The organism is Roseomonas sp. FDAARGOS_362 (genome assembly GCF_002754815.1).
Lineage (GTDB): Bacteria > Pseudomonadota > Alphaproteobacteria > Acetobacterales > Acetobacteraceae > Roseomonas > Roseomonas mucosa.
Window position 1 is genome coordinate 1 of record NZ_CP024585.1, and the last position, 9,720, is coordinate 9,720.

Annotated in this window: 11 protein-coding genes and 1 pseudogene; 1 reads left to right on the top strand and 11 read right to left on the bottom strand. The window is 63.0% G+C overall.

Annotation, left to right across the window (positions count from 1 at the left end; all coding sequences use genetic code 11):
- The 4 genes and pseudogenes from istA to CTJ15_RS03720 all read right to left on the bottom strand — a co-directional run.
- A pseudogene (gene istA, locus CTJ15_RS03705) lies at positions 1-864 on the bottom strand (IS21 family transposase); the annotation flags it as partial.
- Positions 865-958: 94 nt separating this feature from the next.
- On the bottom strand, positions 959-1,468 hold the full coding sequence (locus CTJ15_RS03710; RefSeq protein WP_099781183.1) for a hypothetical protein: 510 nt from the start codon (positions 1,466-1,468) through the stop codon (positions 959-961).
- Positions 1,465-1,908 (bottom strand): hypothetical protein, encoded by a 444-nt coding sequence (locus tag CTJ15_RS03715; RefSeq protein ID WP_226945927.1) that lies wholly within the window; start codon positions 1,906-1,908, stop codon positions 1,465-1,467. The genes CTJ15_RS03710 and CTJ15_RS03715 overlap by 4 nt, the downstream gene beginning before the upstream one ends.
- 79 nt (positions 1,909-1,987) lie before the next feature.
- Positions 1,988-2,548 carry a recombinase family protein gene (locus CTJ15_RS03720; protein ID WP_099781184.1) on the bottom strand — a complete coding sequence of 187 codons (561 nt, stop codon included), beginning with the start codon at positions 2,546-2,548 and terminating at the stop codon, positions 1,988-1,990.
- Between the two features lie 232 nt (positions 2,549-2,780).
- Between CTJ15_RS03720 and CTJ15_RS23800 the strand changes: the two genes are divergently transcribed.
- On the top strand, positions 2,781-3,038 hold the full coding sequence (locus CTJ15_RS23800; RefSeq protein WP_126281800.1) for a hypothetical protein: 258 nt from the start codon (positions 2,781-2,783) through the stop codon (positions 3,036-3,038).
- A gap of 574 nt (positions 3,039-3,612) precedes the next feature.
- Here CTJ15_RS23800 and CTJ15_RS03725 read toward each other — a convergent pair.
- The 7 genes from CTJ15_RS03725 to CTJ15_RS03745 form a co-directional block, all read right to left on the bottom strand.
- A complete protein-coding gene (locus tag CTJ15_RS03725) occupies positions 3,613-5,946 on the bottom strand; it encodes a DUF5906 domain-containing protein (RefSeq protein WP_126281801.1) in 2,334 nt (777 codons plus the stop codon).
- A gap of 148 nt (positions 5,947-6,094) precedes the next feature.
- Complete coding sequence (locus CTJ15_RS03730; RefSeq protein WP_099781186.1) at positions 6,095-6,355, bottom strand: hypothetical protein; 261 nt, start codon at positions 6,353-6,355, stop codon at positions 6,095-6,097.
- Positions 6,352-6,897 (bottom strand): hypothetical protein, encoded by a 546-nt coding sequence (locus CTJ15_RS03735; protein ID WP_126281802.1) that lies wholly within the window; start codon positions 6,895-6,897, stop codon positions 6,352-6,354. The genes CTJ15_RS03730 and CTJ15_RS03735 overlap by 4 nt, the downstream gene beginning before the upstream one ends.
- A gap of 140 nt (positions 6,898-7,037) precedes the next feature.
- Positions 7,038-7,259, bottom strand: coding sequence for a hypothetical protein (locus CTJ15_RS03740; protein ID WP_099781188.1), 222 nt, complete (start codon positions 7,257-7,259; stop codon positions 7,038-7,040).
- Complete coding sequence (locus CTJ15_RS23805) at positions 7,260-7,922, bottom strand: hypothetical protein (protein ID WP_126281803.1); 663 nt, start codon at positions 7,920-7,922, stop codon at positions 7,260-7,262.
- Between the two features lie 204 nt (positions 7,923-8,126).
- Positions 8,127-8,336, bottom strand: a complete 210-nt coding sequence (locus CTJ15_RS25280) for a helix-turn-helix domain-containing protein (protein WP_126281804.1) — start codon at positions 8,334-8,336, stop codon at positions 8,127-8,129.
- 69 nt (positions 8,337-8,405) lie between these two features.
- A complete protein-coding gene (locus CTJ15_RS03745; protein ID WP_099781189.1) occupies positions 8,406-8,804 on the bottom strand; it encodes a hypothetical protein in 399 nt (132 codons plus the stop codon).
- Positions 8,805-9,720: the final 916 nt, after the last annotated feature.

The window sequence follows — 9,720 nt, forward strand, 5'->3', positions numbered from 1 at the left end:
CCTCTGCTCCGGATGCCGATTGGCCCGGGCATGGGACACGCACCGGTCCAGCAGAAGGGCGTTCAGCTCCTCGTAGCTCCTCACCCGCAGTCGCGGCGTAAAGAACCGCTCCCGCACCAGCCCGACCTGGTTCTCGACCTGACCTTTCTCCCAGCCTGAGGCCGGAGTGCAGGCCACCGGCTCGACCAGGTAGTGGCTGCACATGTGCAGGAAACGCCGGTTGTAGGCACGATCCCGTCCCACCAGGATCGCGTCCACCGCCGTGCGCATGTTGTCGTAGATGCCCCGCGTGCAGGTGCCGCGAAAGAAGGCGAACGCCCGGTCATGGGCGTCGAACACCATCTCCTGCGTCTCGCGCGGATAAGCGCGAACGAACAGCATCCGGCTGTAGCATAGCCTCACATGCGCGACCTTGACGGTTACCGTCGTGCCGCCGATCAGCACGACCTCGTGGCTCCAGTCGAACTGGTACGCCTCGCCCGGCGCGAAGCTCAGCGGCACGAAGGCTGCTGCCACCGCCGTCGCCCGTGACGCCTGCCACCCCCGCGCATGGCGCCGGACCGCGTCGTAGCCGCCCTCATATCCCAGCCCACGCAGCGCCTCGTAGACCCGCACCAGCGTCAGCCGCTCGCGCCGCGGCCGCGCCTCGTTCGCCTCCAGCAGGCGCTCCAGATCGGCCTGCCAAGGTCCCAGCTTGGGCTGCGGCTGCCGCGCCCGGCTGTAGCGGAATTCCGTCTCCCCAGACCGCAGAACCTTCCGGACCACCTTTCGCGAAATCCCGAGCTCGCGACAGATCGCCTTGATCGACTTGCCCTGCACCCAGTGCAGGCGCCGGATCTTTGCCACCGTCTCCACGACCAGCATCCCAGCCCTGGCTCCCGATCATCCCGGGAACCACTGTGAACCCCGCCGTCAGTGGGGTCCCGTTTGGACGCCGATCACCCCTCCAACAGGGTTCCTATTCCATGCCGTTCCACACCCTGGTGACCCTGAAGCTGGCGGTGTGGATCTCGATGGCCACGCGATTGCGGAGCGTGACGCTCTCGGCCGTCTCATCCTGGATTTCAGCAGCCAGGAGATCCACGGCCTTCAGCATGCCAATGACGTACTTGAAAATCGCGCGCGCCTGCTTTCGGTCGGCGGCGATGACGGCGATCGTGGCAACCTCGCCGGGTGCCAGGAACGCCTCATAGTCCCGGAACGTCGCGAGGTAGGTGGCGATCAGAGCGAGGATACGACTCTTGCCGCCGCGGCGTCCGATGATCAAAGCCGCTTCCCGAAACGGCGCAGACCGGGCTTCCACGCGACCGGTGTGCTGGCGGTAGATCGCCAACTCCACGTCAGTCATCGGGAGGCCGAAAATGGCCGAGAGGAAGGCCCGCCAGGCGTCCCAGGTGGTCCCCTTGAAGTGCGGGGCGAACACCTGAGGGTCCGCCATCGCCTCGCGGATGGAGGGAAAGGGGTTCACGCCCCCGCCTTCGCCGCGAGGTGCTCACGCAGCGAGCGCGGGGCCTGCGCTGCGCCCTTCAAGCCGAGGTCTCGCATGAGGCGGCTGAGATGGCCGCTCCAAGCCAGGTAAGTCCGGCTGTCATGCTCGGTGAAAGTGCCATCCAGGATTTTCGCGTCCAGCAACGCGATGCGCAGCGATAGCCAGGCGGCCCGGTCGATCATGACCCGCTGCGTCACCGAAGGGTTGCCGCCCAGGTGGTCGATGAGGTCCTTCCGGATCTGACGCATCAGTCGGCCTTCCCGGGTCCGCTGATCGAGGCCCTGGACAGCGGCCTGCGTCGAATACGGGCCGAGCCGATAGTTGGTGCCACGCAGCCGGGACGGGCCGAGAGGAACCGCCTTCCTGCTGCGGTTCCTCTTCGGCGCTTCATCGGCGGATACGGGGAGAACGTCGCTCATGATGAGCTTGTAATTCCTCAGCCCATAACGGAGGAATTACTCAATGGCCAAATCTAATTAATAAGGTTTTCTCTCTACACTACGCGGCGTTTTTCGCACCCTTCACGATGCGCCACACCGACGCGGGGCTGATACCGACCTGCTTCGCGATGACATCGCCGGACACCCCTTCCTGCCTCAGCCGCAGCACCTCGTCAGCCTTGGCGCGCGCAGTCGGCTTGCGGCCAGTATACTTCCCCTCGGCCTTCGCCGCAGCGATGCCCTCGCGCTGCCGCTCCAGCATCAGGGATCGCTCGAACTCAGCCACGGAGCCCAGCACGTTGAGGATCAGGGCGCCGGTCGCCGTGCTGGTATCGAGATCCATGCTCAGGATGCGCAGCGTGACCTTGCGCGCCCGCATGTCCTTCGTGATGCCTGTGAGATCGTGCACCGAGCGTGCCAGGCGGTCCGGCTTCGTCACTATCAGCGTGTCGCCCTCTCGGACGAAGCGCTTGGCCTCTTCCCACTGAGGCCGTGCGCCCACGGAGGAGACGCGCTCCGAGAAGATGCGTTCGCAGCCGGCGGCCTTCAGATCGCGGATCTGGGCTTCAAGCCCAGCCTCCTGCTCTGCGGTGGAGGTCCTGGCGTATCCGACGAGCATGGGGCAGACTCGCAAAAGGTCTGTGACCTAGCGACAGTGTTCTGTCAGAAGTCAGAAGTCAACTCTATTGAAAGTCTTCGAAGGGCTTTCCCGTGTCTGTCACACGAGCAGGCCCTATTGGCAGTGCCGCGCCTAAAAATAGCGCCGTCCCAGGGTCTGGTTGGTGAAGGCAGATCCCCACAATCTCATCACCAACGGCGGGCCAATCGTGGCCCACCAACGGGACAGACTGATGAGCCACGTGCTTCGGATTGAGCGGACTAGACCTCGCGGCGGCGTCGCCGAGCACCCTGCGCTGGACAAAGGGAGGTATGTCCTCGGTGACCCCAAGGCCAAAGGCAGGAAGCACTGCGTGGAGAACGCGGTCTATGCCAGGACCATCGAGGAAGCGGCCGCATTGGTGGAAGCGGGCCACTCCCTGCGTATGGGACGCCCTGGAAAGTGGCCGTCCATGATCTGTCCGGCCAGCCTCCGCATCGTTCGAGCCTGAGCGTGCCCTAAAGACATCTCCGGAGGGACCAACCAACCCCTTCCCGATCCTCCGGGACGGTTTCAGCGGCTGGGGACGCGCGGGGTGCCCTTCCACAGCCCTCAGCCGGTGCCTCCAGCCGGGAAATCGAGGCCAAGCCAAGAGCCGTCGGCGGCGCGCGGTCAGCCACACCGGTTGGAAGTACGGTTTTAGGCGTAGTGCCTACGATTTTTCGCACCCCTTCCCCGGCCGGCGCCTTGGGTTCTGGGGGAGAGTCGATCCAATCACCGATGCTTCCCTGTCCACCCCACCCTGGACACCCTGGACAAAAAAATTGCTCTAACAAGCTGTTTTTGCTACCTGTCCAGGGTGTCCAGGGTGTCCAGGGTAGAAATCAATGCGGGAAGTAGGAAGATTGCTTTTGCATGATCTACAAGAATGAATTCGGTCCACTCAGATCTCCCGCAAAAACAATTTTCGGAATCCAGGGTGGACACCCTGGACACCTTGGACACTATTGAAATGTATAGATTTTTTAGGAAGAATGCCGTCCAGGGTAGGTGGACACCCTGGACACTTTGGTCGTTCGGAGCCTTTAGAGGCCTCCGTCTTCCATAGGATCGCCGTCGTCCCAGACGGAATCCAAGCCGGATGCAGATGAAAAAGCGGCACGAGCTTCGTCCAGGGTGCCCAGATGATACCCTGTCACCCGCGGAGCCCGGACAGGCTTGGGGCGGCGGGCATATCCATTGAAGGTCTCGACTTCAGCCAAGTGCTCGCCGACGACCCCGTTCCGCCACCGCTTAGCGGTAGCACCGATGCTCACGAAGAACCTGCCTAGATCCTCTCGGCTCAGGATCCGTCGTTCGTTTCGGGATTTGGCGAATTCGAGGTAACTGGCGAACAGCAGTTCAGTGGAAATGGTTGGATGCCAGAGGGCAAACATTTCCTCCAGGCCCAGCTTGGAACGATAGACATAGCCACGCTGCAGGCAATCGAACCACCAAGCCTCTGTGGTAGGGAGGCTGAGTTTCTTCTGCCGCTGCAAACCTTCGGTGGTCGGAACGGCGCGTACGTTGAAGGTTGTCAGGTCCATGGCCAGCAGGTCGTGCAGCATCGCCGCAAAGCCTCCCGCCTCCATTTGCGCCCAAATCCTGGCGAAGTAACTGTGATCGCCTTTAACCTTCTCAGAGACCTCCAGCACGAAAAAGCGGCGAGCATCCTGAGAGGCCGGAACGACCCATGCCTCGTTGCTAGCCATCATCACATGCAGGAAGTTCGGAGCCTGGATCGCGTTCTGGTGCTTGGCTTCGATCGTCAGATACGGCTCGGTGATCAATGACTTCAGAGCTCCCACGTGAGCCCGATCACCAGCAAACAGAGCTTCATCCGCAAACAGGAAGATCACATCCCGAAGGTGGGCGTTGAAGTTTCCGACCAGATGCTTGCCGTTGGCGATTGCCAAGCCGTGGTGCCCTACTAGACGCATGAGAACCTTGGCCAGGGTGCCTTTCCCGGTTCCTTCCCCACCCTTCATGACCACAGCAACCTCGCCTTGCTCGGCGGGGTTCTGGAACATTCGGGCCATCCACCCGAAGAGGTACATGAAGCGCACGTCGTCACCGTCGCAGATGACGTCTTCGATATGAGCGCGTAGCAGGGACCAGTCGCCAAGTGCAGGAGCCACGGCGAAGCCTTCCCAGAGGTTCAGCACTCCAGGAATCGGCGCGGTCGTGGTGGGATCGAACGTCACGCCTTGGACGTACTGTCGCCTCTTCGGGTGACGAAGCCATACGTCGGATACTGGCTTGCGGATCGTGCGGCCTTTTTCATCCATCCCGACTGCAATGGTCTCATTCATGTAGAGCAGGCCGAGGTCGCGATGTGTCAGCCTGTCAAACCGTCGGCGCTTCAGTACCGGGTCGTAGCCAGGCTGGAAGATCACCGCCTTTCCTGACTCGTTGACGAGCATGAACCGGCTGTTGAATCTCTCTACGACAGCCATGATGCCGCTCTCGTAGTCAACCTGCTCGGCTTGGGCCGGCTCTAGCTCTGCGGTAGGTTCAGCGGTTTGCAGGCTCTCCAGCTCGGCGAGTGTTCCACCGGCTGCAATCCAGTCGGCCACATCACCCTTCAAGGGCAGATCCGGCAGCATCAGCACGCGCACGCTCGCCGCCACGCCTTTCAAGTGGCGCGCAATATCGGCTGCATGATCCTGGCCAGGGAGCACGGGTCTGCCGTCAGGGTGCCATTTGAGGGAACCATCAGGCAGCCTGCTCTGCGGATCATTGTCCGGGAGGACTATGACGTTCGCTCCCCGAAGTGGCTCGCCGTAGGAGAGCTTCCATTTCCCCGCACCGCCAGGTGAGCAGGTCGCGACCACCCCAAGAGCCGCAAGTGCATTGGCACCTTTCTCGCCCTCTACGATGTAAATGGTGCGCCCTTCACGCACACCAGCGACCACCTCAGGCAGGCGGAAAAGGACCAGGTCCATCCCAGCCGTTTTCCATTCCCAGCCGCCAGCCCCATCCGGGCGGCGCTGCCGGAAATCCTTCGGCTCAAACCGCACCACTTGGAACAGCAGATCGCCATTCTCGTTGGTGTAGTCGTATGCGGCTACCTGACGCTTGCGTGGCTTTGAAGGGCTGTGGTCGTTCGGAAGATGGCCACGGTCCCTCAGCCACCTCACGGCACCCTCTTTATCCAGACCGGTATGTGCTCGCACGAGATCTAGGACGCCTCCACCGTTGCCGGCTTCGTGGTCTCGCCATGTGCCCTTCGTCAGGTCGATGGATAGGCTGCCGCGGGTCCCGTAGCGGATCTCGCCTTTCCCGCGGTGTTCATCGGTTGGATCACCAAGCAGTTCTCTAGCGACCGGTCCCATAGCCTTGGCAAAGTCGCTGCCTTTCGAGGGGCTCGATGTACTCATCTGAGCGCCTCGGCGCATCGTGCCAAAGAAATCAGCCTGGCAGCTCGCCTCATGAGGCTCCTGAAGCGAATGGAATGGCCGCAGAGCTCAAATTCCATCACCGCAGCGATGAGAGATGCCCTGTAGAGGCTGTGTAATTCAGCGGAGCTCATACCTTGCTCCCGTCACGTTCCGAGATCGCCGACCAGTCCACGATGCGGTGGAGGGCGGCAGCGGTACGATCCAGGCGTTCTGCCCTGTTGAGGATCGCGCGGCCCTTTTCGGGATCCTTGCCGCCGTTCCTGGCTACGTAGGCCCGGTCTTTCGACGACATCCCTTTGAGGACATCCGCGAGCAGTCGCAGATCCTTGGTGTCCAGGTTGTCCGCGACGAACTGGGCAAGGGCCATCTGGCGGTGAAGGAGGTTCAATGCGTCCTCCCATCAGCCGGCCTGGCCCTGCTGTAGTCGGGGTGCGACTTGCCTGGGGGCGGGACGATGTTCAGCACGGGAAGGCGAGGCGCGACGCGTGTGGCCAGGGCCAGCCACTCCGCATGATGCCGGCTCTCCATCTCCACGATGAGAAAGCGCCGCGTGATCAGGGCGCCGGCGACGGCGGTGCTGTACTGGTCGGCTTGGCCCTCAGCGGCGTGGAAGATGGCCCCCCTTGCCCAGCGGATGAGGTCGGCGGCTTGCTTCCAGCGCCCAGGGCCCGTTGCGTCCGGTGTGTCGTCGGTCAGGAGGACGACGCAGGGTCGCTCGTGGTTCAGGAAGTGCTGGGGGACCCGCCTTCCACCGCTCACGATGGCCAGGGAAATTGCCCGGTAGAGGTTGGCCCGAAGAAGGGGGGTTCGGTACGCGCATCCGGCCTGCTCTGATCGCACGATGGCGGCCGCGATCTCGGCATCGGATTTGGAATAGGACCCGTCGCCGGCATGATAGCTGGCGGATCCCATAGAAGGATGGTGCGTCATGGCAGCGCCTTTCAGCCTGCCCGGACGAGAAACCACTAGCGAAGCGGCGAGGTAGACGCTAAATCACGTCTGTCCGTAGTACAGTCGTAGCGTCAGTTCCCGCAGCCCGCCTTGGTCCCCCAGACCAGGCGGGTTTTGCTTTAGGCGGCCATGACGGCGGCGGAAGGCTTGGCCGAGGCCAAGCCCATAGCCTCAAGAATTGCCGGCAACTGATCCGAATCCCAGGTCCAGCGGCCATTCCTGCCCTGTTCGGCGGGGATCCTGCCATCCACGGCAGCGTTCCAGAACCTGCGATAGCTGATGTCGTGCCCGGTCGCGCGTCGTACCGCGCGGGGGAGTTGGGTCAGGGGGTAGTTGGTCATCTATCTCGCTCCTCTCGCCCTCGTGGGGCGTGTTGGGGAAAAGATGACCGGTCCTACAGAAGAGCCCGGTTGAACCGAGCCGCCCGACGCATTAGTCTCGGAGGTGTAAGTGTCTCCGGTTGCGTTGGGCGTTTTCCTGCGGAACTGGTCATCAGTAGGCGAAGGCGCTGGCTCTCCTGGCAGAGGGCTGGCGCCTTTGCTTTTTCGGGCGAACTCATCACGTCTGATCAGACTGTCGGCCCAGAGATTGGCCGCAGTGATGATGAGTTCATGATCGATCAGCGTTTGCTTGATCAGGGCATAGCGACCGGACGGGGACGTGATTCCCTTCTCCGGAAGGAAGTAGTGGTCCACCACCGGAGGATCTGGGTGGATCCGCCAAATGACATAAGCCCGCAGTGGAACAAGACTTAGGTGAATGTCAGCCGGAACTTGGCTGGCTGAAAGCTTGATTGGTTGAGATCCTTCCTGGGCTGCATAGACGAGGCGCCCAAGGTCATCGATCACACCAGCCAAGGTATCAAGGAGAGTAGTGTTGCCGTTCTTGCGGATCTCCTCCTCGGCTCGGAGTGTCCGAATATGGCGCAGTTTCCCCAACTCCTTCGCTGAGCTGGCGGCGTCGCTGGGCTGGCTTCCAGCAAAACCTAGAAGAACGTTCGCCAAGTGCTGCGGCTCGTATTGACCCCGCTCCTGGCGCGTGCCTCGCTCCCCTTTGGGGACCAAACCATCTGCCCTCAGGGGCATGAGCGACCGCTCTACCGTGTTGGGCAGAAGCCCCGCGGTGTTCGCAAGCTGCTCTATGACTTGTCCGCTGGACGCCATGGCCAGAACGCTATGCTTTCCTGCGCGGCAAAGCAATATGATTCTCTACCCCTTTAGGGCCGTTTTTCCTGGATTCTCGTACTCCGCGACAGCATCCACCGGCACTCGGTACATTCCCCGCCCTATCTTGAAAGACCGCAGGCGCCCCTGTTTGCAGAGCGTGCGGACGTGCTCAGGGGAGCAGTCCCAGCGCTCGGCCAGCGTCTCCGGGGTGAAGGGGGCAGGTGGCAGAACCGGGTCTGACATCTCGGACATCTCCTGCACCGTGGATCGTGCAGGAGATGCCGCTGGGTAGTGGAGCACAATCTTGCCAAGGCTGGGGTGTCAGCGATCCCCCGTCAGGTCGAGGATCAGGGCCAGCATCAGCCGCTCGTTCGTGTCGCCCTGGTGACCGTCGGACATAAGGTCCACATCCCACTTCCGCAGGGTCCAGGCCCGGGCCCGTACACCCTCCGGTGTGATGGCGCGCAGGGCGCAAATCTGATCCAGGATCGGCGCCTGACGCTCCCTCAGAGGTTCGATCGCGGCTTTCCGTTCCTCATCATCGGCGATGGGGGTGGCGCCGTCCTCGTAGAGAGCCTGGATTTGGCCCTCCAGATCATCGAAGGCGTGGCATAGCCGGATCAGATCCGCATCTGGCGAGGGCTGGGGCAACCCGGCAGCGGTCGCGGGAACTGCCGAGACCGGCAGCAGGGCCAGGAAGGCGCGGCGCCGGGCGGTCATGCTGCGCGCCTCTGCTCGGCCGCTGGCACGCCTGACAGCACATGCTTGGCAAAGGAGATGCACTCAGAGCAGATGAGCGGGCTGTCGCCCAGCCTGCGCTGCAGCTCGCGCTTGCGGCCGTGCCAGGGGAGAAGGCGGCCGGTGCCGCCCTTCCGCTCGTAGGCCCCGCAGCAGAAACACTCCCTGGGAATGTGCCGGCGCTTCATGCCTGGATGCTTCCCTGCAGGAGATCGCGGCAGATCGACAGGCTGATCACCTCGGCCAGTCCGGGTCCTGTCTCACCCATGATCTGCAGGTAGTCGTGCAGGAGCTGGGCCTTCGCCCGCAGGCCCTCCATGGTGCGCGCCTGGGCCTCGACCAGGGCATCCTGGACGCTCCACTCCTCGGCCTGGAGCGCGCGGATTTCCTTCCAAACGACCTCCCTGGCGAAATGGGTGGTGCAGTGGTCGAGGGAGGCGGTCAGCTCGTCCAGGCGGGCATTGAGGCTGGTCCAGAGGGCCGTCAGCCGAAGGATCTCGGCATCCGGCGTTGCGGTTGCCGCCACGCCCAGCATCGGCAGGGCGAGCGCCGGCGCGGCAGCCACGAGGCCGCGGCGGGAAATGTCGGTCATGCCAGCCTCCCCGCCGCCAGAGCCGCGAAGTCGCGCAGGCACGACATCCCCAGCTTGAAGAAGTGCATCGGGTCGGCCGGGTCGGCGAGGCAGTGCTGCGCCTTGGCCAGCAGGCCATCCAGCGTCTTCGCCTTGGCGCTCGCGGGCCGCAGCTCCTCCTTGTAGAAGGCGGTCAGGTTGCGCACCCGCCTCTCGAACTCGCTGGGCCGCAGGTGCTGACGCGCCATGGAGTGAAAGTCCGCCGCGGCGTCCTGCAGGCGATCCAGCGCGACGATCATGCGCGCATCGGGGTGGCCCAGAATGCCG

Excerpts from the sequence above, each read along its gene's own strand:
- CTJ15_RS03740 (WP_099781188.1), bottom strand. The coding sequence starts at position 7,259 with ATGACCAACTACCCCCTGACCCAACTCCCCCGCGCGGTACGACGCGCG.
- CTJ15_RS03720 (WP_099781184.1), bottom strand. The coding sequence starts at position 2,548 with ATGCTCGTCGGATACGCCAGGACCTCCACCGCAGAGCAGGAGGCTGGG.
- CTJ15_RS25280 (WP_126281804.1), bottom strand. The coding sequence starts at position 8,336 with ATGTCCGAGATGTCAGACCCGGTTCTGCCACCTGCCCCCTTCACCCCG.
- CTJ15_RS03715 (WP_226945927.1), bottom strand. The coding sequence starts at position 1,908 with ATGAGCGACGTTCTCCCCGTATCCGCCGATGAAGCGCCGAAGAGGAAC.
- CTJ15_RS03745 (WP_099781189.1), bottom strand. The coding sequence starts at position 8,804 with ATGACCGCCCGGCGCCGCGCCTTCCTGGCCCTGCTGCCGGTCTCGGCA.
- CTJ15_RS03735 (WP_126281802.1), bottom strand. The coding sequence starts at position 6,897 with ATGACGCACCATCCTTCTATGGGATCCGCCAGCTATCATGCCGGCGAC.
- CTJ15_RS03725 (WP_126281801.1), bottom strand. The coding sequence starts at position 5,946 with ATGAGTACATCGAGCCCCTCGAAAGGCAGCGACTTTGCCAAGGCTATG.
- CTJ15_RS23800 (WP_126281800.1), top strand. The coding sequence starts at position 2,781 with ATGAGCCACGTGCTTCGGATTGAGCGGACTAGACCTCGCGGCGGCGTC.